Raw genomic sequence first — 24058 nt, forward strand, 5'->3', positions numbered from 1 at the left:
GATGCCGAAGTACGGAATGCCCGGCGTGGCCGTGGACAAGAAGAGGTCGCTGCTGATCGGGGCGGTGGCGGTCGGCGTGGTCGTGGCCGTGGTGGCGGCGGTGTCGCTGTACCGGGGCCTGCGCGCCGACGAGGGACTGCACATCGCGCTGCACACCGAGCAGATCGGCGACGGCGTGCTGGCCGGGACGCCGGTGCGGGTGGACGGCGTCCAGGTCGGGACCGTCACCGAGATCACGCCCGACGAGCGCGGCACTCAGCGAATCTCGTTGCGGCTGGACCGCTCTCAGCTGTCCGGCATCGACGACAGCCTACGAGTGGACTACGCGCCCGCGAACCTGTTCGGCATCAGCGAGATCGAGCTGCGGCGCGGCACGGGCGGCGCTCCGCTGCGCGAGAACGGCACCGTCGATCTGACCGGACAGCGTTCCGCCGCGATCTTCGACGCCACCATGGGCAGCCTGCTGCGCAGTCTCTCGCAGACCGGCGACGCGGTGCTGACGCCGCAGCTGGCCACCGTGATCTCGCAGGTCTCCCGCGATGTCGAGGCCTTCACCCCGCTGGCGCAGGCCATGATCACCGTCGCGCAGATCATCACCGACAACCAGAAGATGCCCAGTTCGGAGCTGGTCGGGCGGCTCGGCCCCGCCTTCGACGGCGGTGGCGAGTTCGCCGGGGCCACCATCCAGGTGCTCGACCTGATTCGCGATCTTCCACGGCTGCAAGACGATCGGGAATCCTTCGACGCGGGCGTCGGAGTACTGAACAACCGGTTGCTGCCCGGACTGGCGACCTTCGCGGGCGTCGCCGGGGCGGAGCTGTCCGACACCACGAACATGCTGGCGCCCGTGCTGACCCTGCTGGGGCAGATGGTGCCGCGACCGCGGCAGTCGGGAGCCGAACTCTCGGAACTGTTGCGGCGCTTGCGCACGGCGATGCCCGACACTCCGGACGGCCCCGTCCTGAACACCGAGATCGACGTGCGCGGCGTGCCGGTCCTCGCACCGCTGCTGGGAGGTGCGCGATGAAGGTCGGGTCCGCCGCGTGGCGGCTGCTGGTGTTCGCGGGCGTGATGGTGGTGGTGCTCGCCCTGGTGTTCACCGCGATCAAGCGACCGGTGGCCGGCGACACCGAGGTGCACGACGCCCTGTTCACCGATGCCAACGGGCTCAAGGTCGGTGACGACGTGCGCATGTTCGGCGTGCAGGTCGGCAAGGTCGAGGGCGTCGCGCTCGACGGCGCGCAGGCTCGAATTCACTTGTCGCTGAAGACCGATGCGCCGATCTACGACAATTCCAAACTCGCCATCCGATACCAGAACCTCACCGGCCAGCGCTACATCGACCTGCAGCAGCCGCCGCAACCGGGCGCGCGGCTCGCCGCCGGAGCGACCGTCGGCACCGAGAACACGGTGCCCTCGTTCGACGTCACCAGCATGTTCAACGGCCTGAAACCCGTGCTGGCCACCATTTCTCCCGAGGCGATCAACCAATTCAGCGCCAGCATGGTCGCGCTGATCGAGGGCGACGGCAGCGGTGTCGGCCCGGCCCTGGACGCGATCGGCAAGCTGGCCTCCTACGTCGAGGACCGGCAGCAGGCCATCGGCACGCTGATCCGCAACATGTCCGACCTGTCGGACAAGGTCGGCGGCCGCGTGCACTACCTGGTGCCGCTCCTGGCCCGGCTCACCGACATCTTCGAAGGGTTGCAGACCAATATCGGCGGGCTGGCGCAGTTCGCCATGGCCGCGCCGTCGGTACTGGGCCCGCTGGACAGCCTGTTCGACGCCCTCGGCCTGGGTACCGGCGACGACGTCGACGCCCTGATCCGCAACCTGTTCCCCGACCCGCAACAGGCGCTCGAGGTGCTCGACCGGCTGCCCGGCCTGCTGGCCGGACTCGACGCCGCCATTCCGAAGAACGTGGCGGGCTGGAAACCGCAGTGCTCCAAGGGACCCGCGGACGTGCCGGAGGTGTTCGGGGTGCTGATCGCCGGGCAGCAGGTGGCGATATGCGCGGGATGAGCTTCGGCCGCGGTGGTTTTCGCGCGCGGCTGGCACGGCTGCTGCCCGGTGAGCGCGCCGTGGCCGACGAGGCGACCCGGCACCGGCGCGAGATCCGTTACGGCATAGTCGGTGTCGTGCTGGTGGCGGCGCTCGCGATCGCCGCGGGCGTGCTGTACGTGGTGCCGTTCGGCAAGAAGACCTACACCGCGGAACTGGCGGAGGCGCAGTCGGTGAAGGCCGGCGACGACATCCGGGTGGCGGGCATTCCGGTCGGCACCGTGGAATCGCTGGAGCTGCACCCGGATCGGGTCCTGATGCGTTTCACCGTCGACTCGGAGGTGTTCGTCGGCGACGAATCTTCCCTGGACGTGCGGATGCTGACGATCGTCGGCGGCAACTACGTCGCACTGTTCCCCTCGGGCCGGGAACCCTTGGGCGACAAGCACATTCCGGTGGAGCGGGTGCGACTGCCCTACAGCCTGGTGCAGACCTTCCAGGACGCCGCGAAGCCGCTGCGCGACGTCGACGGAGACACCTTGCGGCGCAACCTGGCCGCGCTGGACACCTCGCTCGAGCAGGCGCCGGATTCGCTGCGCACCACCCTCGACACCCTGGGCGCCTACATCGACGCGCTGAACCGGCAGCGCACCCAGGTGTCGAACGCCGTCGCCGTCGCCGACGAGTACGTGACCATGTACGACGGCGCCAAGACCGACCTCGGCCGGCTGATGGACAACGTGAACCTGATGGAGACCCTGCTCCTGGACAAGCGCGCGGAACTGCGCGAAGGGGTGCGCCTGCTGCGGGTGGTCGTGGACCGCGTCGCGGGACTGGCGCCGACCTGGGACACGGCGCTGAAGCCGAAGCTGCAACAGCTGTTCGACGCGCTGCCGCAGCTGGAGAACCTCGGTGACCAGCTCGAACCCGTGCTGGGATCGGTGCAGAGCCTGCAACAGAAGTTCGCCGAGCTGAGCGGCGGGGTCACCGTCGACCACTCCGATCAGGTGATCACCCCGCCCGCGGGTGTGGATCCGCTGGCCGTCACGCCGCCCGCTCCTCGGGTGTGCGTGCCGGTGCCGGGGAAGGACTGCTGATGCTGCACCGTGTGCTGGCGTCGCGCTGGCTGATGTCGATCGGGGGCGCGGCGGTGCTCGTCGCGCTGACCGTCGTCGGCTACGTCGTCGCGTTCGATCCGGCGAAGAAGACCGAGAGCTACTGCGCGATCATGCCCGACAGCATCGGGCTCTACCAGGGCAATCAGGTCACCATGCGCGGCATCCCGGTCGGCACCGTGACCTCGATCGCGCCGCAGGGCAATGCGGTGCGCGTGGAATTCGAGGTCGAGGCCGACAAGCCGGTGTACGCCGACGCCGGGGCCACCACCCTCGCCGACAGCATCGTCGCCGCGCGGCAATTGGCCGTGGTGTCCAGCGGCGCGAACACCGCGCGCTGGAATCCCGCGCAGTGCCTCACCAAGACGCTCACGCCCAAGAGCATCAGCGAGACGCTGAACGCGCTGGCCTCGCTGGCCTCGGAAATCCAAGGGCCGGACCCGAATTCGCCCGATGCCCTGGCGCGCGGACTGTCCGCGCTGGACTCCGCGACCCTCGGCACCGGGCCGCAGATCAACGCCATCGTGCGGCAGCTGAGCGGAGCCCTCGCCGCGCCCGACGCCGACATCGCGCACCTGGTCGGGATCTTCGACGCCTTCGCGTCGGTGTCGCGGCAGGTGGAACAGCACTGGGGCGACCTGAAATCCATGCTCACCCGGCTGGCCCCGGTGCTGAACCAGGCGACCGACGACCTGATCGGACCCGGCGCGCAGCTGTTCGACGGGCTGGCGCAGGTGGTGCCCATGCTCAACGACCTCACGACCCTCTTCGGTGATCCGATCATGAAGACCCTCGACGCGACCGTCCCGCTGGTGAAGTTCCTGCGCGCACACGTGGGCTCGCTCGCCCAGGTGATCGGCATGACCCCGGTTCTCACCCAGGCGTTCCGGTCGGTGGCGGGCGCGGGCATCTCCTACGCGCCGCCGAAAGTCGCTGTGTCGCAGGACAACGCGGAACAGGTCTGCGCGGCCGTGAACGCGCTCGCGCCGGGACGCTGCGCCGCCGAGGGCGGTCTCGCGAAGGTCGACGCCGCAACCCTGGTCCTCGGATTGGCAGGTGCCCGATGAACATGCAGTTCCCGTGGGGGAGAAAGCGTCTGGTGGCGCTGGCGCTGGGGCTGGTCGCGGCACTGCCCGCGTCCGGGTGCGCGTTCGATCCCTCGTCGGTGCCCGTGCCGGGCACGTCGGTGGCCGGCCCCACCTACCACGTGCGGATCGAGTTCGCGAACGCGTTGAACCTGCCCGCGCGCGCCAAGATCATGGCCAACGGCGCGCAGGTGGGCACGGTTTCCGGTGTGTCCGTGGTGAATTCGGCACAGTCGGGCGGGCGCGGCGGCTACGTCGTGGTCGACGCCGACGTGTCGCGGTCGGTGCGGCTGCCCGTCGCCACGCGCGCGGAGCTGCGGCAGAACACGGTGCTCGGCGACATCCACGTCGCCTTGATCACGCCGACCGACGGATTCGCCACGCCGCTGTCCGACGGCGCGACCATTCCGCTGGCGCAGACGCGGCCGCCGGTCCAGCTGGAGGACACCATGGCCGCCATCGCCACGTTCACCCAGGGCGGCGCGGTGTCACAACTGCAGGACACCATCGACAAGCTCAACGCGGTGCTGCCCGAAGACCCCGCGCGGACCGCGCAGATCTCGAAGACCATGGCCGGCGACGCCGTCGACCTGGCCGCCCACCTCGACAGCGTCGACGCGCTGCTCGACGGTCTCGGCACCAACGCCCAAGTGCTGCACGACATCCGGCCCGAGCTGGACAACATCCTGAGCGGGAGGTCGGTGTCGGAGATGAACGGCATCGTCGCCTCCGTCGTCGGCGTGACCAAGATCTTCGACCTGCTCGGCCCGGTCGGCACCTCGCTCACCTGGCTGGGGCCGGTGCTGCAGGGCGCCGACGGTGCGGCGCAGGCGTTCCTGCCGCTGCTGGGCTCGTCCCGGCCGCTGGATCTGAGCCGGCCGTCCAACCTGCAGGCGCTGGTGTCGCTGCTGCGGGACAAGGTGATCCCGTTCTTCGAGCACGGCCCGAAGGTGAACGTGGTCGGTGTCGACACCGGTGCGGCACAAGCGGTTTCGGCGCAGGAACAGGCGGACCGGATCGTCGGGACGCTGCGGATGATCGGGGCGGTGCGATGAGGGCGGGCGCGCTGGCCTCGCTCGGCGGCATCGCCGCCATCACCGTGCTCGGCGCGAGCTACCTGACCTTCGGTGTGGTGCGGGCCGATCCGTTCGCCGACTACACGCGGGCGACCATGGTGCTGGCCGACTCCGGCGGGCTGGGCGTCGATTCGCCGATCCTGTTGTCCGGCATCGAGGTCGGGCGCGTCACCGCCGTGCGCAAGACCGCCGCCGGCGTCGAGGTCGGACTCCGGGTGAGTGCCGACCGGGACGTGCCGACCGACAGCGTGGTCACCATCGAACACCTGTCCGCGCTCGGGGAGCCCTACGTCGAATTCCGGCCGAACACGGGCGCGGGACCGTACCTGCGCGACGGGCAGCGCCTGGAGAGCGCGAACGTCCGTACGCCGCTGTCGATCTCGCAGGTGGCGCGGCTGGTCACCGGGACCATGAACCAGCTCGATCCGAAGGTGGTCGGCTCGCTCGTCAGCACCGCGGGACAGATCTTCGAGGGCACCGACGCCGCGATTCCGAACCTGGCCCGTTCGGGTGACCTGCTCGCGGCGGCGATCATGAGCCGCAGCCCGCGAATCGCCGAGCTGCTCAACAGCTTTCAGGCCGCGGCCGCCGACATCGACTGGGCGGGACCGGCCACCGCCGCCGCGGCGCCCGCGTTCGTGCGCTTCACCGAGACCCTGAACGAGCTGGTGGCCGCCGTCGGCCGGCTCGTCGACACGCAGCCGGCCACGGCGTACACCGAGGGCAGCGGCCTGGTGCCGTTCCTGGACAAGCTCACCGCCGCCCTGAAGGAACTGGGGCCGGAGCTGAAGACCCTCGCCCCGGCGCTCGAACCGCTCGCGGACGCCGCCACCTCGGCCGCGCCGCGCATCGACATTTCCACCCTGATCACGCAGGCCCTCGACGACGTCGGCAGCGACGGCGCCGTGCGGGTGCGGGTCGACGTCAAGTGAAGGAGGACCGATGTCGAACGACAGTGGTACCGAACCGAATACCGCCGCCCGGACGGTGTCCGTGCGGGTCTCGACGGTGGCGACCGCCGTCGCGGGGGTGGCGCTGATCGCGCTGGCCGCCGTGTTCGGCTCGCTGTGGCTGTCGGCGCGCGGCACCCTGCACGATCGCGACGCGCGGGCCGCCGACGACCGGCACGCCGAGCAGGTCGCCACCGACTACTCGGTCGGCGCGTCCACCATCGACTTCCAGGACGTGAACGCCTGGGTCGCCAAGCTCAAGGCCAACACCAGCCCGCAGCTGTCCACCAAGTTCGACGCCACCGCGCCGAAGCTGCAGGAGATCCTGGTGCCGCTGAAGTGGACCTCCAGCGCGACCCCGATCACCGCCAAGGTCATGTCGAAGAACAACGGCGTCTACCAGGTGAACGTCTTCCTGAACGTAACCTCCACCAGTTCCCAGACGCCCGAGGGCGCACAGACCACCGTCACCTACACCGTGGCCGTCGATCCGGGCAGCGGGTGGAAGGTCACCGACGTGGGCGGCATGAACGGGGCGCTGCCGAAGCAGTAGCGGCGGCCGGGGGAGCCGGTAGGCTCGGGGCATGACCACCCGGATCCGATCGGCCGCGCTGCTGGTGTGCGCGCTGGTCGGGTCCGCGCTGGCGGCCCTCGTGATGCCCGTCGGCGAGCCGAACGCGCTGGTGGCGGTGGGCGCCGCGGCGGTGGTGGCGCTGGCCGTGGTGGCCGCGCACACCGCGCGGGTCACCCTGATTCCGGCGGTCGCGCACGCCGGGCCGCCGGTCTCCGCGCAGCGTCGCCGCCGGGGATCGTTTCTGCGCCAGAGCAATCCGGACTCCGCGGGCCGGGCCCGGCCCAGGGCGCCGGGCAGCGAAGTGTGATCGCGTCGTAGGACGCGGTCGGCCGTTTCGCTGATCCCGATTCCCTACGCCCCTTCGCGGGCGCCTCACAGTGAGGTGTCGTCCCATGCTCGATTTCGTGTACTACCCCGTGTCCGCGGTGCTGTGGTTGTGGCACACCGGATTCGCCGCCCTGCTCGGCGCGGGCAGCAGCCTGGCCTGGGTGCTGGCGATCGTCCTGCTCGTCGTCACCGTGCGGGCGCTGCTGGTGCGGCCGTTCCTGGCGCAGGTGCGGTTCTCCCGGACCATGGCGATCCTGCAACCGCAGGTGCGCGCGTTGCAGGCGAAGTACGCCGACGACCGCGAGAAGCTGGTCGCGGAGACCCGGAAGCTGCAGCAGCAGCACAACTTCAGCCTGCTGCGCGGTTGCCTGCCGATGGTCGGCCAGCTGCTGCTGTTCCTCGGTCTCTACCACGTGCTGCGCTCGTTCGACCGCACCGGTCCCGTCTCGCAGGTGCCGCTGCTCGGCAATTCCACCTCGATGACCGCCGCCGAGAACGCGGCCACCGCCAACTACGTCTTCTCCCCGGACCAAGTGCGGTCCTTCCTGCAGGCCGAGCTCTTGGACGCACCGCTCTCGGCCACGCTCGCCACCTCCGGCGCCGCGCTGACAAGCGTTCTCACCGTGGTGATTCCGCTCGTTCTCGTCGCCGGCGTCGCCACCCACCTCACCGCCCGCTCCGCCATCGCCCGCCAGCTCGAGACCACCCCCCAGACCCGCATCGTCAACTGGCTGACCCTCTGGGTCTTCCCCCTCGGCGCCGCCGTCGCGGGCATCCTCATGCCGGTGGGCATCCTCGTCTACTTCGCCACCAGCAACACCTGGACCTACGCCCAGCAACACCTGATCCACCGCCGCCTGGGCCCCCTCCCCACCCCCGAACCCGAAGCCCCCCACCACGAAACCGCCCCCGACTGAAGCCCACCCACCCTCTCACCCCCGGCCCGCCCCCTGTCGTCCCGGCGCACCCCTCGTCATCCGGTGCGCGCCCTCGTCATTCCGGCGCGTGGCCCCTCGTCATCCCGGCATGCTTTTGGCCGGGATCCACACCCCCGGACGGGATTCCGGCCAAAAGCATGCCGGAATGACGAGATCATCACAGCATGAGCCCGGGCATGCACCCGGAAGCCGGGGCGCAGGAGTCTGTGCCCCGGCCTTGTGCTCACCGGCCCGTGGTGGCCCGGCTGTGCGCCTGCCGGAGCGGGTCGTCACGTCGGGGCCCCCGGGCGGGCGCGGCGCCCGGGTAGTCGGGGTGGGAGATCACCACCGTGGCCACGGTGAGGATCTGGTCCACGTCGACACCGTCGGCGGCCAGGCGGGCGATGATGCCCAGCCGCCGCTCCTGGCCGTCGGGGCGGATCGAGATCTCCCGGCGGCCGCGCTGGGCGACGAACCGCCTGCGCCGCGCGTCGTAGCGCAGGGGCACCCCGTCGCGGATCGCCCGGTAGGCGTCCACGTCGAGGTCGCGATGCCGCTCGGCGTCGATCAGCAGATCGTCGACGAGCCGCTCCGCCTGCTTCACCAGCAGGTACTGCACCGGCGGGGCGGCGGTCCGGATCCGCAGGTCCACCCGTCGCCAGTGCTCCGCGACGGGTTTGCGCAGCAGTTCCCGATGCCGCTCGATCTCGGCGGCCAGCCGATCGTCGGCGCGGTCGTCGGACGCAGACGAGTGGAACTCGGCCATGGAATACGCCTCTCTTCGGGTTGCGGATTACTCTGCGTTGCAACCTGATCGGCGTCCGACGAGATGAGTATGCCGGAGGGGTACGACAAGTTCGCCTACGAGGCTTGGGCGGGTGGCGTGTGCGAGGTCGCGGAACCCGCCTTCAACTCGTCCGCGAGCCGCACGGCCAGGGCGAGAATCATCAGGGTGGGGTTCACGTGGCCGTTGGCGGGGAACACCGAACTCCCTGCCACGTAGAGGTTCTCGACACCGTGGACGCGGCAGTCCGGATCGACGACGCCGTGCCGGGAATCGGCGGCCATCCTGGTGGTCCCGGTGGGATGGGCCCAATCGGTGAGCGGCAGTTCGGCCGCGCTGCCGGTGCGGGTCCAGTCGAACAGCCGCGGCGCGGGATAGCCGAGGCGCGCGATCTCGGCCGCCGCCAGCTCGGCGGCGCGGCGGACCGTGGCATCCTCCACCGCGTTGATCTTCCAGTCGACCCGGGCCACCGGCATGCCGAGCCGGTCGACGTGGTCGGCGAGGGTGATCCGGCTCGCGGGATCGGGTTGCTGTTCGACCATGCAGCGCAGTTCAACGCCGGCCAGCCGGTGCGGCAGCCCGGTCCGATGGACGAGGCGGCGGCGCAGCCCCGCGGCCAGCAGCGTCGTGCTGCCGAGCACCAGCCGCGCGTCGTGCCGGTCGGCGCGCCCGCGCAGCAGCCGCTTCACCGCGTCCCACGGGTCGTCGGCGGCGGGCACCTCCTGGATCCAGAGCGCGCAGTGCAGCAATTCCTCCTCGCGCTGGATCCGCTCCGAGAGGGCCAGCCCGTGCAGGAAGGTGTGGTTGCCCTGCGGGGACCGCACCACGTACTTGCCGAACCGGTCGCGCACGGCGGCCGAGGCCGCGATGTCGAAACTGCCCACCGCGCCGCAGCGGTGGTCCATCAGGTATCGCCCCACCAGGTCGTCGCGGTTGCCCACGCCGTGCGGCACGACGCGGCGCGAGGCCAGCAGCAGCCGGGCGTTCTCGATGCCGCCGGCGGCCAGCACCACCCGTCCCGCGCGCACCGTGCGCCGCCGCAGGTCGCCGCCGGTGACCTCCAGCGCCGTCACCCGCGTGCCGCCCGCGTCGGTATCGAGGTGGGTGACCGTGGCGTTCACCACCACCCGCGCGTTCGGCGCCCGCGTCGCTTCGACGTGCGCGCCGAATCGCTTGGCGTCGAACGGGTCTCGCGGGTCCTTGCTGATCTGCCAGAAGTACGGCCGCAACAGTTCGGCATCGGCGCCGTCGGCCGGGCGCGGGCGTCCGGCCAGCGCCCAGAACGACTCGTCGTTGAACCCGGAGCCGTAGCCGATGCCGATGTGACCGGCCGCGCGGTCCAGATACGGCCGCACCTGCTCGGCGTCGATCGGCCAGCCCGACTCGGGAACCCAAGGGCGGCAGTCGAAGTCGATCTTGTCGAGATAGCCGCAGCGCCCGCTCCAGGTGTCGGAGCTGCCGCCGAGCACTCGATTGCGGGCGTCCCGGTGCGGCTGCGCCTGCGGCGCGCCGATGTTCTCGATGTCGTTGAGCCGGTCGGCATCCGGGTCGCGCGTGCGACCGCCGCTCTCCAATATCAGTACCCGCCAAGGGCTTCCGGCCAGCTCGGCGGCGAGGGTCAGCCCAGCCGGGCCGGCGCCCACGACGCAGATGTCGGTGTCGAGTTCGAGGTCCGGGACCTCACGCAGATCGTCGATGCGCATGCCAGCGTCCTTCCCGCCTTGCATCCACCCCGACAGACGCTGGGCTCATCGTAGCCGCTGAATTGCCCTGGTGTGGGCGGACTTCGAGCCCCGAACTCTCGGGTCAGCAGTCGGCGGCGAAGAAGGCGCGGACGTAGCTCGCGGACTGGCGCACATACATCCACGTCCAGTACCGCAGCCCCGACTCGGCCGGACTGGCCACCATCGTCAGCTCGCCGTGAAAGCATTTGCCGACGATGTAGCGGGCTCGCGAGACGTGTGGCGTGTTGGTGACGACGATGAGGTGGTGCCAGCCGAAACGCTGTGCGCGACGGGCGATCTCCTGCGCCTCGCCCTGCGTGGTCCAGGGATCCGGCACGAAGCAGTCGACGTGGAACGGGTAGCCGCCGTCGCAGTAGCGGTCCATCACCGAGTCGTCGGCCCCGGTGGACCGGGAGATCAGCAACTCCGGCGCGAGCCCGCGCGCGGCCAGGTCGAGCCCGATGTCGAAGCGCTCGTAGGCGGTTCCGCCCAGCACCACGATGGCGTCGGCGGGACGCAGCGGGTCGAGCTGCGGGTAGACATACACCGGCCGGCCCGCCATCGCGAGCGCCGCGATCAGGGCAGCGAGGACGACGAGCGTGACCACGGCTCGTCGGAGTGCGCGCACATCTCGACGATACCGATCTTCGCGGAGCGGTCAGGCTCCCCAGCCCGCCTGCGACTCCGTGCGCATGCGTTCCACCATGTGCGGGTAGTGCAGCTCGAAAGCCGGTCGCTCCGAACGGATCCGCGGGAGTTCGTAGAAATTGTGGCGCGGCGGCGGGCAGGTGGTGGCCCACTCCAGCGAGTTGCCGTGGCCCCACGGGTCGTCGACCGTCACCACCTCGCCGTAGCGGTAGCTCTTGAAGACGTTCCACACGAACGTGACCATCGAGCACCCCAGCACGAACGACCCGATCGTGGAAACCGTGTTGAGCGTGGTGAATCCGTCGGTCGGCAGGTAGTCGGCGTAGCGGCGCGGCATGCCCTGCGCGCCCAGCCAGTGCTGTACCAGGAAGGTGAGGTGGAACCCGAAGAACGTGGACCAGAAGTGCAGCCGGCCCAGCCGCTCGTCGAGGAAGCGGCCGGTCATCTTCGGGAACCAGAAGTAGATGCCGCCGAAGGTGGCGAACACGATGGTGCCGAACAGCACGTAGTGGAAGTGCGCGACGACGAAATAGCTGTCGGAGACGTGGAAGTCGAGCGGTGGGCTGGCCAGGATCACCCCGGACAGGCCGCCGAACAGGAAGGTCACGATGAAGCCGAGCGCCCACAGCATCGGCGTCTCGAAGGTCAGCTGACCCCGCCACATGGTGCCGATCCAGTTGAAGAACTTCACGCCCGTCGGCACCGCGATCAGGAAGGTCATCAGCGAGAAGAACGGCAGCAGCACCGATCCCGTGACGAACATGTGGTGCGCCCACACCGCCACCGACAGTGCCGCGATCGACAGCGTCGCGTAGACCAGCGTGGTGTATCCGAACAGCGGCTTGCGGCTGAACACCGGCACGATCTCGGTGATGATCCCGAAGAACGGCAGCGCCACGATGTAGACCTCGGGATGGCCGAAGAACCAGAACAAATGCTGGAACAGGATGGTGCCGCCGTTGGACGGGTCGTAGATGTGGCCGCCCAGGTGCCGGTCCACCGCCAGCGCCATCAGCGCGGCGGTGAGAATCGGAAACGCCAGCAGCACAAGGACACTCGTGACCAGAATGTTCCAGGTGAAGATCGGCATCCGGAACATGGTCATGCCCGGGCAACGCAGGCACACCACTGTGGTGATCATGTTGACGCCGCCCAGGATGGTGCCCACGCCCGACACCGCCACGCCCATGATCCACAGGTCCGCGCCGACGCCGGGGGAGTGGCTGCTCAGACTCAGCGAGGTGTAGGCGGTCCAGCCGAAATCCGCCGCGCCGCCCGGGGTGAGGAAGCCCGCCGTGGCGATCGTCGCGCCGAACAGGTACAGCCAGTAGCTCAGCGCGTTGAGCCGCGGGAACGCCACGTCCGGCGCGCCGATCTGCAACGGCAGCACGCAGTTGGCGAAGCCGAACAGGATCGGCGTCGCATAGAACAGCAGCATGATCGTGCCGTGCATGGTGAACAGCTGGTTGAACTGCTCCGCGGACAGGAACTGCAATCCCGGCCGGGCCAGCTCGGAGCGCATCAGCAGCGCCATCAGACCGCCGACGAGGAAGAACGCCATCGAGGTCACGATGTACATGACCCCGAGCAGCTTGGGATCGGTGGTGGTCACCACGTCCCAGACCTTGGAGCCTTTCGGGGCGGCCCGCCGGGGATAGGGCCTCTCGGCTTCGATCTCGGCGGCGCCGCGAGACGGTGCTGCGGTCACAGGTCCTCCTCGAGCCCAACCGGTTTCGAGTGTGGCACCGCGGGAAGATCGTTTGGGTCGATTGCCTCCCGAGGGTGATCGCTAGAGGTTCGCTGTCTCAGTGAAAATCGACGATTTCCCGAGCTGGACACGTGGAGTACGGTGGTAGCCGACCGCTCGAAAAGCGTCGTGCGCGACGCCGACCGACGACGAGGTGTGCACATGACCGCAGCGTGGCCCAGCTCTTTCGGCTCGTTCGACGACATCTTCGACCGCTTCTTCGGCTCCTCCGGGCTGACCGCCCAGCCGCCCGTGCAGCGCATCGATCTGGCGCGCCTGCTCAGCGACAACGCCAAGACGCTGGTCGCCAAGGCGCGCGACGCCGCGCGCGAGTGGGGCAACGACGAGATCACCCCCGAGCACCTGCTCTACGCCGCCACCGAGGTGGAGCCGTCGCGCGGCGTCATCGCCCAGCTGGGTCTCGATCCCGGCCGGGTCGGCGCGCAGATGCGCGGTGCGGCCGGCAGCGGGCAGGCGTCGGCCACCACCGCGGGCGGCGGGATCGTGCTCAGCCCGGCGGCCAAGCTCGCGCTGCGCACTGCCCAGCGCAGTGCGGCCGAGGCCGGGTCCAGCTACATCGGGCCCGAACACATCCTGCTCGGCATCGCGTCCAACGACGACAGTCCCGCCGCGCAGGCCTTGTCGGGGGCGAAGCTGCCGCAGGCCGAGGGGCAGAAGCCGCCCAGTGACACACCGACTCTCGACGAATACGGCCGCGACCTCACCGCCGAGGCCCGCGCGGGCAAGGTCGACCCGGTGGTCGGCCGGGCCGAGGAGATCGAGCAGACCGTCGAGATCCTGTCGCGGCGGCGCAAGAACAATCCGGTGCTGATCGGCGACCCGGGCGTGGGCAAGACCGCCATCGTGGAGGGCCTGGCGCAGCGCATCGTGAACGGCGACGTGCCCTCGACCCTGGCCGACCGCCGGGTCATCGCGCTGGACGTGGGTTCGCTGGTCGCGGGCAGCAAGTACCGCGGCGAATTCGAGGAGCGGCTGACCAAGATCCTCGACGAGGTGCGCGAGCACTCCGGTGAGCTGATCCTGTTCATCGACGAGTTGCACACGATCGTCGGGGCGGGCTCCGGCGGCGAGGGCTCGATGGACGCCGGAAATCTGCTCAAACCGGCGCTCGCGCGGGGTGAACTGCACGCCATCGGCGCTACCACGGTCGACGAGTATCGCAGGTATATCGAGAAGGACGCCGCGCTCGAGCGCCGCTTCCAGCCGGTGCTGGTGGCCGAGCCCTCGGTGGCCGACACCGTGGAGATCCTGCGCGGCCTCGCCGACGTCTACGAGGAACACCATCAGGTCCGCTACGATGACGAGGCGCTGGTCGCGGCGGCGGAACTGTCCGACCGCTACATCACCGACCGCTTCATGCCCGACAAGGCCATCGACCTGGTCGACCAGGCCGGTGCGCGCGTCCGGTTGCGCACCCGCATGCCCGGGCCGGACCGGCGCGAGGCCGAGGAGGAGCTGGCCCGGCTCAAGCGGGAGAAGGACGCCGCCGTCGCCGCCGAGGACTACGCGCGCGCCGACTCGCTGAAAGAGCAGATCGCCGCCGCCGAGGAGCGCGTCGAGCACATCGACGAGGACGCCGACGACCTGCCGCACGTCACCATCGACGACATCGCCGCGGTGGTCTCGAAGCAGACCGGCATTCCGGTGGCCGAGCTGACGGTGGAGGAGAAGCAGCGGCTGCTGCAACTGGAAGACGTGCTGCACAAGCGCGTGGTCGGCCAGGAAGAGGCGATCACCGCGGTCGCCGAGGCGGTGCGCCGCGCGCGGGCGGGCATGCAGGACCCGAACCGGCCGATCGGCTCGTTCCTGTTCCTCGGCCCCACCGGCGTCGGCAAGACCGAGCTGGCGAAAGCGTTGGCGGAGGCGGTGTTCGGCGACGAGGACCGGATGATCCGCTTCGACATGAGCGAATTCCAGGAGAAGCACACGGTGTCGCGGCTGGTCGGCGCGCCGCCCGGATACGTCGGCTACGACGACGCCGCCCAGCTCACCGACAAGGTGCGGCGGCAACCGTATTCGGTGATCCTGTTCGACGAGGTCGAGAAGGCGCACCCGGACGTGTTCAACGTGCTGTTGCAGTTGCTCGACGACGGGCGGGTCACCGACTCCAAGGGCCGCACGGTGGATTTCAAGAACACCATCGTCATCATGACCAGCAATATCGGTTCCGACCTGATCCTCAATGCCCCTGCGGGAGATGTGGATTCGATCACCCCGAAGCTGATGGAGCGGCTGCGCCAGCACTTCCGGCCGGAGTTCCTCAACCGCATCGACGAGACCATCGTCTTCCACCGCCTCGACAACTACCAGTTGCGCCACATCGTCGACCTGGTGCTCGACGGGCCCCGCCGCCGCTTGCGCGCCCAGGACATCGCGCTGGACGTGTCCGACAACGCGCGAGATTGGTTGGCCGACAACGGGTATCAGCCCGAATTCGGGGCCCGGCCGCTCAGGCGCACGGTGCAGAAGGAACTGGAGAACCGCGTCTCGAACCTGGTCCTCGGCGGCGATCTGAATCCCGGCGATGCCGTCCGCGTGGACGCCGACGACGGGGGTCTGCTGGTCTCCGCGGTCGCGGGGAAGGACGGCCGCGAGGAATCGCTGGGCGCGGTGTCGTCGAACGGCGGGAAGCCGGGGAAGAAGGCCGCCGCGAAGTCGGGGGACAAGAAGTCGGGCAAGAAGGCGTCCGCCGGCTGAGCCCGCCCCGCTGTCCCTTGCTCCCACGAAAGCGCCCGAGTGGAACGAGAACGTGTTCTAGAGTGGGCGCGGGGCAAGGCAAGGAGGTGGGCGCGTGGATCTGGTCGCGCTGGAGGAGATTCGTGCGCTGAAGTACCGCTATCTGCGGTCGCTGGACACGAAACAGTGGGACGAGTTCGGGTCGACGCTGGCCGAGGACGCCACGGGAGACTACGGCTCACCCTCGGGCGGCGGGCCGCTGAAATTCACCGGACGTGACGCGATCGTCGACTACATGCGCAAAGCGCTGGACACCAACATCATCACGGTGCACGTCGGCAGCCACCCGGAGATCACGGTCGACGGCGAAACCGCCACCGGCAGTTGGTGTCTGGAGGACACGGTGATCGTGCCCGACTACGGCGTGGCCATCCGCGGAGCCGCCTACTACCGCGACCGCTACCGAAAGGTCGACGGCCGCTGGCACATCGCGCACACCGGCTACGAGCGCCTGTACGAGGCCACGATCCCACTCTCCGCGCTACCGGGCTTCACACTCACAGCCAACCGCTGGGCCCCCGCCGCTTCCTGACGCGCGTGCCCGGGCCGTCCGCTCCCGAAGCGGAAGCGCATTCGGCAGGGATAGCAACCGTGGGGCACCCGGTGCGAGGCGGCGCTGTGCTGCTTGGCTGCGGAATCCGTTGCGGCCGAGGCGTTCACCATGCCGTGGTGGTAGCCGCGTGGTGGGCGCGGCGCAGGGCCGTGGGGGTGGTGTGGAACCAGCGGCGGCAGGTGCGGGTGAAGGTGGCCTGTTCCGCGAAGCCGATCAGGGAGGCGATCTGGCTCATCGGGAGGTCCGTGGTGGTGAGGTAGCGGCGGGCCTCGGTGCGGCGGACGTCGTCGAGGATGGCGGCGAAAGAGGTGCCCTCGGCGGTGAGACGGCGCTGCAAGGTTCGCGGATGTGTGGTGAGAAGCCTTGCGACAGCGGACAATTCCGGAGTCGTGGTGCCGAGCAGCTGGCGGACGGCGGCGCGCACCTTCGGCTCGAAGGCCGCCCCCGCACCGGCCGACAACTCGGCGAGAAAGGCCAGCGCCAGGCGGCGTAGCGTCTCGTCGCTCCCGGCCACCGCGCGCGACGCGAGGGTACTGGGCACGCGCAGCATGGCGGCGGGGCGCTCGAACCGCGCGGGCGCGCCGAAGAACTCCTCGTACACCGTGCGCGCGGCCGTGGGCCGATAGGGCAGCTCCACCGTGCGCAGCCCGTACGGCCCGTCCGCCAGCCGCCACAGCGCCCGGTGCAGGAACCCGAGCCCGAGGTCGGTGCCCTGAACCGGGATCGGGAGCCCGGGCCGCACCCCGTAGTGCAGCGCCGTGACGCCCCGATCGCCGTACGGGTCCGGTTCCAGGGTCAGGCTCAGCGAGCGCGCGTGCACGAACAGGTAGCGGGAGGTGCATTCCAGCGCGTCGGCCAGCGTCGGCGAGCTGCGGATGGCCAGCGCGAGCGGGCCCAGCATGCCGAGATCCTGCCGCCCGGCGATGCGCAGGCCCAGGTCCGGGCAGTGCAACCGCTCCGCGGCGATCTCCAGCACCAGCGCCATCGCCTCGTCCGGTACCAGCAGGTCGTCGGCATCGAGCGCGGCGATGGGCAAACCGGCCGCGACGGCGAACTCCTCGGCGTCGCCGCCCAGCTCGGCCACCGTGGCGCGGAAGCCGCGCAGGCCCGCCGACCGAATCACCGACATGTCGTCCAGGATCAAATAGTTGTCGTGTGAAGTCAAGAAGGTCGAGGCACGGGCCAGCACACTGGAGGCATGACCGTGGCAGGAGAACATCTCGATGTCGTGATCGTGGGCGCCGGCCTGTCGGGGATCGGGGCGGCCTACCGGCTGCAGACCGAGCATCCCGGCCGCAGCTACGCGATCCTCGAGGCGCGCGAGTCGATGGGCGGCACCTGGGACCTGTTCCGGTACCCCGGCATTCGTTCGGACTCCGACATGTTCACCCTCGGCTACCCGTTCAAGCCCTGGCGCGACGCCAAGTCGATCGCCGACGGCCCCTCGATCCTGCGCTACATCCGCGAGACCGCGGACGAGTACGGCATCGAGCAGCGCATCCGCTACGGCGCCAAGGTGGTCGAGGCCGAATGGTCCAGCGCCGACGCCCGCTGGACGGTCACCGTCGCGCAGGGCGGCGAGCGCCGCACCCTGACGTGCAACTTCCTCTACTGCTGCGCCGGCTACTACGACTACGACGAGGGGCACGCGCCGGATTTCCCTGGCGCGGAATCGTTCTCGGGCCGTCTGGTGTACCCCCAGTTCTGGCCGGAGGATCTCGACTACGCCGGCAAGCGCGTGGTGGTGATCGGCAGCGGCGCGACGGCGGTCACGCTGGTGCCGGCGATGGCCGAGCAGGCGGAACTGGTCACCATGCTGCAACGCTCGCCCACCTGGATCTCCGCGGTCCCGGGCCGGGACAAATACGCCGACCGGATCCGCGAACTGCTGCCGCCCAAGCTCGCGCATCGGCTGATCCGCACCAAGAACATCCTGTTCAACGTGGGTTTCTACCAGTACTGCCGCCGTCGGCCGGAGGCGGCGCGCAAGCTGCTCACCGGGCTGACCACCCGCATCCTGAAAGACGAGCGGCTGGTCGCCGAGCACTTCACGCCCGCCTACAACCCGTGGGACCAGCGGCTGTGCGCGGTGCCCGACGCCGACTTCTTCAAGGCCATGCGCAAGGGCAAGGCCGAGGTCGTCACCGACCACATCGAAACCTTTGTGCCCGAAGGGATCCGGTTGAAGTCGGGCCGGGTGCTGAAGGCGGACGTGGTGGTGTCGGCGACCGGGCTGAAACTGCTGGCGTTCGGCGGAGTGGCGCTGACCGTCGACGGTGCGCCGGTCGACCTGTCGGAGCAATACGTCTGGCAGGGCGCCATGCTCACCGGCGTGCCGAACTTCGCCGTCTGTATCGGCTACACCAACGCCTCGTGGACCCTGCGCGCCGACCTCACCTCGCGCCTGGTCTGTAAAGTGCTGGCGCACATGGACCGTCGCGGCCACCGGGCCGTCGTCCCCGAGCCACGCGGCCACCTGGAAGACCGCCCGCTCCTGGACCTCGCCGCCGGCTACATCCAGCGCTCGATCGGCGACTTCCCGCGCCAAGGCGACCGCCACCCGTGGCGAGTCCGCCAGAACTACCTCCTCGACTCCGCCACCACCATGCGCACCAGCCTCGACAAAACCCTCCGCCCGGTCCGCCGGCCCGCCAATTTGGAGCGCGTCTGACCTTCGTCAGACCACCAGCCCACGAACTCGCACCGCGTCCGACCTTCGTCAGACCACCTGCACCCCGGTCCGGCTGGGCCGCAGCGTCAGGCCCTGCCCGGTGCCCTGCACGGCTTCGATGTACGCCTGCGCCACTTCGCGCACCGGTGTGCCCGCGTCGCCGTCGCGTCCCATCGACTCCAGGGTCTCGGCCACCCATCCGGGGCTGACCGCATTCACCCGCAGACCGCGGGGCATTTCGGTGGCGGCGGCCCGCACGAACGCCTCCAGACCGGCGTTGACCAGCGCGCCGAACGACATGCCCGGCTCTGGGTGCTCGAAGACACCCGAGGTGAGGGTGATCGATCCGCCGTCGCGCAGGCGGCGCAGCGCACTGCGCACCAAGTGGACCTGCCCGAAGAGCTTGCCCTGAATGCCGCGGTAGAAGTCGTCGTCGGAATCCAGCGGCGTCAGTTTCCCGCTGGCGGCGCAACAGACCACCGCGTCGACCTCGGGCACGGTGTCGAACAACCGGTCGATCGAGTCCGGATCGTCCATGTCCACCCGCACCGCGCCGTTCCGTGACGCCCGCACCACCTCGTGGTCGCGCGCCAACCGCGCCGCCACCTCCGTCCCGATGGTTCCGGTCGCGCCGATGACGATGATCCGCATGGATCTCCTTGTGTCGCGGGAATTCTGCTTGCCGTCACCCCAACCGCACCTGGTCACTCCGCTATTCCGGCGGCATGTTCCGCTGTCGGCGAACGCCGCGTGACCTGCGTGGACGTCGTGTGCGAGGCCGGAACGACATGTCTGATTTCCGCCGGTGCCGAAGACGGCGGCGGGGCAGATTGGAGCGTGGAACACGACAGGACGACGGAAGGAACCGTGATGAGCGTGTACACGACGATCGACAGCCCGGTGGGCGCGCTGCTGCTGGTGGGGGAGCCTGCCGAGACCGGGGTGGTGCTGACCGCGGTGTCCATGGGCGGCGGCAAAGGGGTTGTGGTGCGCGAGGATTGGGTCGACGACGCGGCGGCGTTCGAGGCGGTGGCGGCGCAGTTGACCGAGTACTTCGACGGGCGTCGCACCACGTTCGACATCGAATTCGACGGTGGCGGAAGCGAATTCCAGCGGCGGGTGTGGCGGGCGCTGGCGGAGATCCCGTACGGCACCACGGCGACCTACGGGGAGATCGCGGAGCGCGCCGGTGCGCCGCGGGCGGCGGTGCGGGCTGTCGGTGCGGCCATCGGGGCGAATCCGCTGCTGATCATCCGGCCCTGCCATCGGGTGATCGGGGCGAACGGGGCGCTGACCGGGTACGCCGGTGGAGTGGAACGCAAGCAGCGGCTGCTGGAACTCGAGCGGACCCGGCGGGCCGCGTGATGCCGGTGCGTACGGCACCGGAGCACGCGCACCCGTACGTGCCCGACGCTGTTGTGGAAAACCGTGTCGCCGAACAGGATTGGGCGGCGCTGGCCACCGAGCTGGACGAGCACGGCCACGCGCTGACCGGTCCGCTTCTCACCGCCGAACAGTGCCGGGCGATCTCGGCGCTGTACGGGGACGAGGAGCGTTTCCGCAGCACCGTCGTGATGGCCCGGCACCGCTTCGGCTCCGGCGAGTACCGGTACTTCACCCACGACCTGCCGGAGGTGGTCCGCGCGCTGCGAGCGGCGTTCTACCCGAAACTGCTTCCCGTAGCGCGGGATTGGGCGGCCCGGCTGGGCCGCCCGGGATCGTGGCCGGAGCGCCTCGACGACTGGATCGCGCAGTGCCATCACGCCGGTCAGTCCAAGTCCGCCCAGATCCTGCTGCGCTACGGCCCGGGCGACTGGAACGCCCTGCACCGAGACCTGTTCGGCGACATGATCTTTCCGCTCCAGGTGGTGATCGGGCTGGACGTGCCGGGCACCGACTACACCGGCGGCGAATTCCTCATGGTCGAGCAGCGGCCGCGGGCCCAGTCGCGCGGTGCGGCGGTCACCCTGCCGCAGGGCCACGGGCTCGTCTTCACCACCAGGGAACGTCCGGTGCGCGGCGCCCGCGGCTGGTCGGCCGCGCCCATGCGGCACGGGGTGAGCGTCGTCCGGTCCGGTCGGCGGCACACCCTGGGCCTGGTCTTCCACGACGCCTGAACGGCACGGGAGATCCGATGCGCTACACACTGCTCGGTGCGGACGGAAAGCCTTACCGCAGTGCGGCTCCCGGCACTCTCGGCGGACACCGCCGCCTGCGCGTCTACGGCCGCCTCGACTGCCCCGCCGCCCTGCGGGCCCTGCCGCGCGGCCGCTACGCCACCCACCGCGTCTTCTTCGCCGACGAGCGCACGGCTGTCGCCGCGGGCTACCGGCCCTGCGCGGTCTGCCTGCGGGAAAAGTACCTCCGGTGGAAGCGCGAGACGGTCCGGAAGTCCTAGGCCGAGGCGGCCACCTCGTGCCCGGCCGCCCGCAGCGCCGCCGTGGCGTCCTCCTGCCGCGCCTCCGGTACCAGCACCAGATCGGCGTGGTAGGTCGAGGCCACGAACACCGAGACGCCGGCCTCGGCGAGCGGGTTCACGAGCGCGGCCAGCATGCCGGGCTCGTCCAAGCCGTGAGCGGTGGCGCCGGCGTAGTAGCCGACCCACACCTCACCCCGCTCCCAGGGCGGGGCCTCGCGGACCACGGTCAGCCCCTCCGGTGCCCGCACCAGCGCGATCCACTCGTCGTCCTCGGGGAAGGTCGCGGCGGGCAGATGCTCCACCGCGAACCGCGACGGGACGATGTGCAGCCGCTGCGCCTTGGTCATCCCGCCATGCTATTCGGAGGGTACGACTCAGCGGGCGGCGCGGGAGCGGCGGCGGATCGGCGTCGGGTGCGGCGCGAAACGCCGGTGCAGGTATTGCAGCACGGCCAGCAGGGTGACCGCGACACCCGCGGCGAGATAGTCGCCGGTGATCACGCCGACCACCGCCAGGCCGCCGAACACCGGAAGTTCCAGCAGCGCACACCAGCTCAGCAGGCGCAGCCGGGTGGAGTGCGAGTCCAGCCAGGCCAGGCCGTCGTCGACGATGTCCTCGGCGGTGGCGAGTTCGACCATGCCGTCGCCGACCTGCACGAACCGGTGCACGGCCTGGTCGCGGGTGATCTTCCCCAGCCAGGCCTCGTCGATGAGCCGCTTACCTTCTACGGCGACTTCCGTGATGACCGCGTCCATGCTGCGGATCCCTTTCGAGTCGGTCCCGCAGAATTCTATGCGTATCGGTGGGCAATCGTGCCGCTATCCGGTCAATACCGTTAGCGCGCGGTCGATGTCGGCTTCGGTGTTGTAGAGGTGGGCGCTCAGCCGCAGCCGCCCGGCCCGCACCGACCCGACCACCCCGGCCTCCCGCAGCCGCTCCAGCCGCGCCGGGGAAACCGCCACCGAGACGATGGCCGAATTACTCTGTGGCAAACCCAGTCCCGCCCGCAATTTGTCGGCCAACGCCACGTCGTGGCGGTGGATGGCGTCGATTCCCGTGGCCAGCACCAGTTCCAGCGCGCGCTGCTGTCCGGCGACCGCCTGCCACACCGGTGAGAGGTCGAAACGCCTTGCGTCACTTGCCAACCGCAGCGGGCCGTCGTAGCAGGTCTCCCACGGGTTGTAGCCCGCGTACCACCCGGCGGCCAGCGCCGGCAGTCGATCCAGTGCCTCGTCGGTACCGGCGAGGAACGACAAGCCCTTGGGACCGAGCAGCCATTTGAAGCCGACGCTCACCACCCAGTCGGCCCCGAGGTCGTGCACCGGATACCACCCTGCGGCCTGACTGAGGTCGAAAAGCACTCGCGCGCCGTGGTTTCGGGCCGACTCGACCACCGCCCGGGTATCGGCCACCCGGCCGTCGGCCGACTGCACCACGGACGCCGCGACCAGATCGTCGCCGGGGCGCAGCGATTCGGCGAGTTCGGTCAAGGGGACCGTACGCACCCGCAGGTCGTCCCGGGCGAGGAAAGGCCAGAGCACCGAGGTGAATTCGCCCTCGGGCACCACGACCGAGGCGCCCGCCGGCAGTGCGGCCGCCACCAGCGACACCAGCTGCGAGACCTGCGCGCCGATCGCGACCTGGCCCGGCGCGAAGCCGGTCAGGCGGCCGAACGAGACGCGGCACTCGTGCACGACCTCGTCCAGCGCCGGGGTGTCGAAAGTGCCCTGCGTGCGCTGGGTTACGGCGGTCGCGACCGCCTCGGCGGCCGAGGTCGGGAGCAGGCCGTAGTTGGCGGTGTTGAGAAAGGTGACCGTCGGCGCGAAGGCGTCCCGCACGGTGGCGGGCAGCAGAGCCGCGGCGGGTGAGGGAGCCGTCATCGCCTCATCATCGGCACCGCGGGGTGTGCGCGACAAGGTCCACTCACCTGTCACTGGCCCGAAATGCGGCCGGTTCGTCCGGTCCGGTGGCCGCCGCGGCGAACTGTCCGGCCCCGGCGGCGGCCACCACCTCCCCGTCGTGGACGACCAGCCACCGGCCGCACACGCAGCGCAGGTAGTGCACCGACCGATGCGAGGACAGCAGCGCGGGGGAGGGCCAGTGGCAGGACGGGCAGCTCACGTTCATGTCCACAGCGTGATGTAATGAGTTTGTGCATTTCAACCCTTACGGCGGCATGGGCGCGGAACTGGCCGCGGTGCTGGTGAACGCCGACCCCGCGGCCGACCTGGTCCGGGTGCTCGACGAGTTCGGCTACCGCCCCGTCACCACGCTCGACGAGCGGCAGAGCGCGGAACTGCGCCGCTGGATCGGCCGCCTCGACGAGGTCTTCACGGCGCCGTCGGTGCCGCTGCTGAACGCGCTGCTCGCCGAAACCACCAGTCGCCCTTACATTTCCACGCACGACGGCCGCCCGCCGCACCTGCACTACGCGTGGGAGGGCGACCCGATGGACGAACGAGTCAAGGCCTATACCGCCGCCGGTCTCGCCACGCTGTTCTGTGAGGACGCGAGCCGTATCGGGCGGTGCGCGCGGGCGGGCTGCCGGGTGGTGTTCGTCGATACTTCCCGCAACGGGCGCCGCCGTTTCTGTTCCACCCGATGCTCGACGCGGGTGCACGTGGCCGAGCATCGCCGACGTACCGCCTGAACTCCGGTTCGCCGCGCGCAACCCGCAAGTGCGCTGCGTACGGCGGGTGAAACGGATTAA

The 24058-nt window shown here is 70.0% G+C and carries 26 protein-coding genes; 16 read left to right on the forward strand and 10 right to left on the reverse strand.

Annotation, left to right across the window (positions count from 1 at the left end; all coding sequences use genetic code 11):
* Window position 1: 1 nt before the first annotated feature.
* The 9 genes from IU476_RS09820 (at window position 2) to yidC (ending at window position 8045) form a co-directional block, all read left to right on the forward strand.
* Window positions 2-1027, forward strand: a complete 1026-nt coding sequence (locus IU476_RS09820; RefSeq protein WP_195098825.1) for an MlaD family protein — start codon at window positions 2-4, stop codon at window positions 1025-1027.
* Window positions 1024-2022, forward strand: coding sequence for an MlaD family protein (locus IU476_RS09825; protein ID WP_195098826.1), 999 nt, complete (start codon window positions 1024-1026; stop codon window positions 2020-2022). The genes IU476_RS09820 and IU476_RS09825 overlap by 4 nt, the downstream gene beginning before the upstream one ends.
* Window positions 2010-3098, forward strand: a complete 1089-nt coding sequence (locus IU476_RS09830) for an MlaD family protein (RefSeq protein ID WP_228823459.1) — start codon at window positions 2010-2012, stop codon at window positions 3096-3098. Before IU476_RS09825 ends, IU476_RS09830 begins: the two co-directional genes overlap by 13 nt.
* Window positions 3098-4183, forward strand: a complete 1086-nt coding sequence (locus tag IU476_RS09835; RefSeq protein ID WP_195098827.1) for an MlaD family protein — start codon at window positions 3098-3100, stop codon at window positions 4181-4183. The genes IU476_RS09830 and IU476_RS09835 overlap by 1 nt, the downstream gene beginning before the upstream one ends.
* The gene (locus tag IU476_RS09840) at window positions 4180-5256 is read left to right on the forward strand and encodes an MlaD family protein (RefSeq protein WP_228823460.1); all 1077 of its coding nucleotides are present in this window, start codon (window positions 4180-4182) and stop codon (window positions 5254-5256) included. The genes IU476_RS09835 and IU476_RS09840 overlap by 4 nt, the downstream gene beginning before the upstream one ends.
* Complete coding sequence (locus tag IU476_RS09845) at window positions 5253-6209, forward strand: MlaD family protein (RefSeq protein WP_195098828.1); 957 nt, start codon at window positions 5253-5255, stop codon at window positions 6207-6209. The genes IU476_RS09840 and IU476_RS09845 overlap by 4 nt, the downstream gene beginning before the upstream one ends.
* 10 nt (window positions 6210-6219) lie before the next feature.
* On the forward strand, window positions 6220-6780 hold the full coding sequence (locus IU476_RS09850) for a hypothetical protein (RefSeq protein ID WP_195098829.1): 561 nt from the start codon (window positions 6220-6222) through the stop codon (window positions 6778-6780).
* Window positions 6781-6811: 31 nt separating this feature from the next.
* Window positions 6812-7108 carry a DUF6412 domain-containing protein gene (locus IU476_RS09855; protein ID WP_195098830.1) on the forward strand — a complete coding sequence of 99 codons (297 nt, stop codon included), beginning with the start codon at window positions 6812-6814 and terminating at the stop codon, window positions 7106-7108.
* An 85-nt stretch (window positions 7109-7193) separates the two neighbouring features.
* The gene (gene yidC / locus IU476_RS09860) at window positions 7194-8045 is read left to right on the forward strand and encodes a membrane protein insertase YidC (protein WP_195098832.1); all 852 of its coding nucleotides are present in this window, start codon (window positions 7194-7196) and stop codon (window positions 8043-8045) included.
* 244 nt (window positions 8046-8289) lie between these two features.
* On the opposite strand, the gene IU476_RS09865 is transcribed toward yidC, so the two are convergent.
* The 4 genes from IU476_RS09865 to ctaD all read right to left on the reverse strand — a co-directional run bounded on the left by IU476_RS09865 (window position 8290) and on the right by ctaD (window position 12909).
* The gene (locus IU476_RS09865; RefSeq protein WP_195098833.1) at window positions 8290-8811 is read right to left on the reverse strand and encodes a hypothetical protein; all 522 of its coding nucleotides are present in this window, start codon (window positions 8809-8811) and stop codon (window positions 8290-8292) included.
* Between the two features lie 95 nt (window positions 8812-8906).
* Window positions 8907-10532, reverse strand: a complete 1626-nt coding sequence (locus tag IU476_RS09870) for a GMC oxidoreductase (protein WP_195098834.1) — start codon at window positions 10530-10532, stop codon at window positions 8907-8909.
* Window positions 10533-10635: 103 nt separating this feature from the next.
* Complete coding sequence (locus IU476_RS09875) at window positions 10636-11115, reverse strand: YdcF family protein (protein WP_195099792.1); 480 nt, start codon at window positions 11113-11115, stop codon at window positions 10636-10638.
* A 96-nt stretch (window positions 11116-11211) separates the two neighbouring features.
* A complete protein-coding gene (gene ctaD / locus IU476_RS09880; protein WP_195098835.1) occupies window positions 11212-12909 on the reverse strand; it encodes an aa3-type cytochrome oxidase subunit I in 1698 nt (565 codons plus the stop codon).
* A gap of 201 nt (window positions 12910-13110) precedes the next feature.
* On the opposite strand from ctaD, the gene IU476_RS09885 reads away from it, so the two are divergent.
* Window positions 13111-15666: an ATP-dependent Clp protease ATP-binding subunit gene (locus IU476_RS09885; RefSeq protein ID WP_195098836.1), complete on the forward strand. Its 2556-nt coding sequence runs from the start codon at window positions 13111-13113 to the stop codon at window positions 15664-15666.
* A gap of 94 nt (window positions 15667-15760) precedes the next feature.
* On the forward strand, window positions 15761-16237 hold the full coding sequence (locus IU476_RS09890) for a nuclear transport factor 2 family protein (protein WP_195098837.1): 477 nt from the start codon (window positions 15761-15763) through the stop codon (window positions 16235-16237).
* Window positions 16238-16361: 124 nt separating this feature from the next.
* On the opposite strand, the gene IU476_RS09895 is transcribed toward IU476_RS09890, so the two are convergent.
* Window positions 16362-17387, reverse strand: a complete 1026-nt coding sequence (locus IU476_RS09895) for an AraC family transcriptional regulator (protein ID WP_195098838.1) — start codon at window positions 17385-17387, stop codon at window positions 16362-16364.
* A 69-nt stretch (window positions 17388-17456) separates the two neighbouring features.
* On the opposite strand from IU476_RS09895, the gene IU476_RS09900 reads away from it, so the two are divergent.
* On the forward strand, window positions 17457-18929 hold the full coding sequence (locus tag IU476_RS09900) for a flavin-containing monooxygenase (protein WP_195098839.1): 1473 nt from the start codon (window positions 17457-17459) through the stop codon (window positions 18927-18929).
* A gap of 48 nt (window positions 18930-18977) precedes the next feature.
* Here IU476_RS09900 and IU476_RS09905 read toward each other — a convergent pair whose 3' ends face one another.
* The gene (locus IU476_RS09905) at window positions 18978-19580 is read right to left on the reverse strand and encodes a short chain dehydrogenase (protein ID WP_195098840.1); all 603 of its coding nucleotides are present in this window, start codon (window positions 19578-19580) and stop codon (window positions 18978-18980) included.
* Between the two features lie 219 nt (window positions 19581-19799).
* Between IU476_RS09905 and IU476_RS09910 the strand changes: the two genes are divergently transcribed.
* Genes IU476_RS09910 through IU476_RS09920 form a run of 3 tightly spaced genes read left to right on the forward strand, consistent with a single transcriptional unit; the run spans window position 19800 to window position 21327 of the window.
* The gene (locus tag IU476_RS09910) at window positions 19800-20294 is read left to right on the forward strand and encodes a methylated-DNA--[protein]-cysteine S-methyltransferase (RefSeq protein ID WP_195098842.1); all 495 of its coding nucleotides are present in this window, start codon (window positions 19800-19802) and stop codon (window positions 20292-20294) included.
* Between the two features lie 5 nt (window positions 20295-20299).
* On the forward strand, window positions 20300-21046 hold the full coding sequence (locus IU476_RS09915; protein WP_438943993.1) for a 2OG-Fe(II) oxygenase: 747 nt from the start codon (window positions 20300-20302) through the stop codon (window positions 21044-21046).
* 17 nt (window positions 21047-21063) lie between these two features.
* On the forward strand, window positions 21064-21327 hold the full coding sequence (locus IU476_RS09920; RefSeq protein WP_195098845.1) for an Ada metal-binding domain-containing protein: 264 nt from the start codon (window positions 21064-21066) through the stop codon (window positions 21325-21327).
* Here the strand turns inward: IU476_RS09920 and IU476_RS09925 are convergent.
* From IU476_RS09925 to IU476_RS09940, 4 genes are all read right to left on the reverse strand, one after another.
* Window positions 21324-21695 carry an ACT domain-containing protein gene (locus tag IU476_RS09925; RefSeq protein WP_195098850.1) on the reverse strand — a complete coding sequence of 124 codons (372 nt, stop codon included), beginning with the start codon at window positions 21693-21695 and terminating at the stop codon, window positions 21324-21326. The genes IU476_RS09920 and IU476_RS09925 overlap by 4 nt on opposite strands.
* Window positions 21696-21722: 27 nt before the next feature.
* Window positions 21723-22103, reverse strand: coding sequence for a hypothetical protein (locus IU476_RS09930; RefSeq protein WP_195098851.1), 381 nt, complete (start codon window positions 22101-22103; stop codon window positions 21723-21725).
* 63 nt (window positions 22104-22166) lie between these two features.
* Window positions 22167-23228 carry an aminotransferase class V-fold PLP-dependent enzyme gene (locus IU476_RS09935; RefSeq protein WP_195098852.1) on the reverse strand — a complete coding sequence of 354 codons (1062 nt, stop codon included), beginning with the start codon at window positions 23226-23228 and terminating at the stop codon, window positions 22167-22169.
* A gap of 43 nt (window positions 23229-23271) precedes the next feature.
* Window positions 23272-23475, reverse strand: a complete 204-nt coding sequence (locus IU476_RS09940) for a hypothetical protein (protein ID WP_195098855.1) — start codon at window positions 23473-23475, stop codon at window positions 23272-23274.
* Between the two features lie 25 nt (window positions 23476-23500).
* On the opposite strand from IU476_RS09940, the gene IU476_RS09945 reads away from it, so the two are divergent.
* On the forward strand, window positions 23501-23998 hold the full coding sequence (locus IU476_RS09945) for a CGNR zinc finger domain-containing protein (protein WP_195098858.1): 498 nt from the start codon (window positions 23501-23503) through the stop codon (window positions 23996-23998).
* The last annotated feature ends 60 nt before the right edge of the window (window positions 23999-24058 follow it).

Source organism: Nocardia blacklockiae (genome assembly GCF_015477355.1).
GTDB lineage: Bacteria > Actinomycetota > Actinomycetes > Mycobacteriales > Mycobacteriaceae > Nocardia > Nocardia blacklockiae.

What these genes read in the sequence shown, in the direction of transcription:
- IU476_RS09820 (WP_195098825.1), top strand. Translation starts at nt 2, where the DNA reads ATGCCGAAGTACGGAATGCCCGGCGTGGCCGTGGACAAGAAGAGGTCG.
- IU476_RS09825 (WP_195098826.1), top strand. Translation starts at nt 1,024, where the DNA reads ATGAAGGTCGGGTCCGCCGCGTGGCGGCTGCTGGTGTTCGCGGGCGTG.
- IU476_RS09830 (WP_228823459.1), top strand. Translation starts at nt 2,010, where the DNA reads ATGCGCGGGATGAGCTTCGGCCGCGGTGGTTTTCGCGCGCGGCTGGCA.
- IU476_RS09835 (WP_195098827.1), top strand. Translation starts at nt 3,098, where the DNA reads ATGCTGCACCGTGTGCTGGCGTCGCGCTGGCTGATGTCGATCGGGGGC.
- IU476_RS09840 (WP_228823460.1), top strand. Translation starts at nt 4,180, where the DNA reads ATGAACATGCAGTTCCCGTGGGGGAGAAAGCGTCTGGTGGCGCTGGCG.
- IU476_RS09845 (WP_195098828.1), top strand. Translation starts at nt 5,253, where the DNA reads ATGAGGGCGGGCGCGCTGGCCTCGCTCGGCGGCATCGCCGCCATCACC.
- IU476_RS09850 (WP_195098829.1), top strand. Translation starts at nt 6,220, where the DNA reads ATGTCGAACGACAGTGGTACCGAACCGAATACCGCCGCCCGGACGGTG.
- IU476_RS09855 (WP_195098830.1), top strand. Translation starts at nt 6,812, where the DNA reads ATGACCACCCGGATCCGATCGGCCGCGCTGCTGGTGTGCGCGCTGGTC.
- yidC (WP_195098832.1), top strand. Translation starts at nt 7,194, where the DNA reads ATGCTCGATTTCGTGTACTACCCCGTGTCCGCGGTGCTGTGGTTGTGG.
- IU476_RS09865 (WP_195098833.1), bottom strand. Translation starts at nt 8,811, where the DNA reads ATGGCCGAGTTCCACTCGTCTGCGTCCGACGACCGCGCCGACGATCGG.
- IU476_RS09870 (WP_195098834.1), bottom strand. Translation starts at nt 10,532, where the DNA reads ATGCGCATCGACGATCTGCGTGAGGTCCCGGACCTCGAACTCGACACC.
- IU476_RS09875 (WP_195099792.1), bottom strand. Translation starts at nt 11,115, where the DNA reads ATGGCGGGCCGGCCGGTGTATGTCTACCCGCAGCTCGACCCGCTGCGT.
- IU476_RS09885 (WP_195098836.1), top strand. Translation starts at nt 13,111, where the DNA reads ATGACCGCAGCGTGGCCCAGCTCTTTCGGCTCGTTCGACGACATCTTC.
- IU476_RS09895 (WP_195098838.1), bottom strand. Translation starts at nt 17,387, where the DNA reads ATGTCGGTGATTCGGTCGGCGGGCCTGCGCGGCTTCCGCGCCACGGTG.
- IU476_RS09900 (WP_195098839.1), top strand. Translation starts at nt 17,457, where the DNA reads ATGACCGTGGCAGGAGAACATCTCGATGTCGTGATCGTGGGCGCCGGC.
- IU476_RS09905 (WP_195098840.1), bottom strand. Translation starts at nt 19,580, where the DNA reads ATGCGGATCATCGTCATCGGCGCGACCGGAACCATCGGGACGGAGGTG.
- IU476_RS09910 (WP_195098842.1), top strand. Translation starts at nt 19,800, where the DNA reads ATGAGCGTGTACACGACGATCGACAGCCCGGTGGGCGCGCTGCTGCTG.
- IU476_RS09920 (WP_195098845.1), top strand. Translation starts at nt 21,064, where the DNA reads ATGCGCTACACACTGCTCGGTGCGGACGGAAAGCCTTACCGCAGTGCG.
- IU476_RS09925 (WP_195098850.1), bottom strand. Translation starts at nt 21,695, where the DNA reads ATGACCAAGGCGCAGCGGCTGCACATCGTCCCGTCGCGGTTCGCGGTG.
- IU476_RS09930 (WP_195098851.1), bottom strand. Translation starts at nt 22,103, where the DNA reads ATGGACGCGGTCATCACGGAAGTCGCCGTAGAAGGTAAGCGGCTCATC.
- IU476_RS09935 (WP_195098852.1), bottom strand. Translation starts at nt 23,228, where the DNA reads ATGACGGCTCCCTCACCCGCCGCGGCTCTGCTGCCCGCCACCGTGCGG.
- IU476_RS09940 (WP_195098855.1), bottom strand. Translation starts at nt 23,475, where the DNA reads ATGAACGTGAGCTGCCCGTCCTGCCACTGGCCCTCCCCCGCGCTGCTG.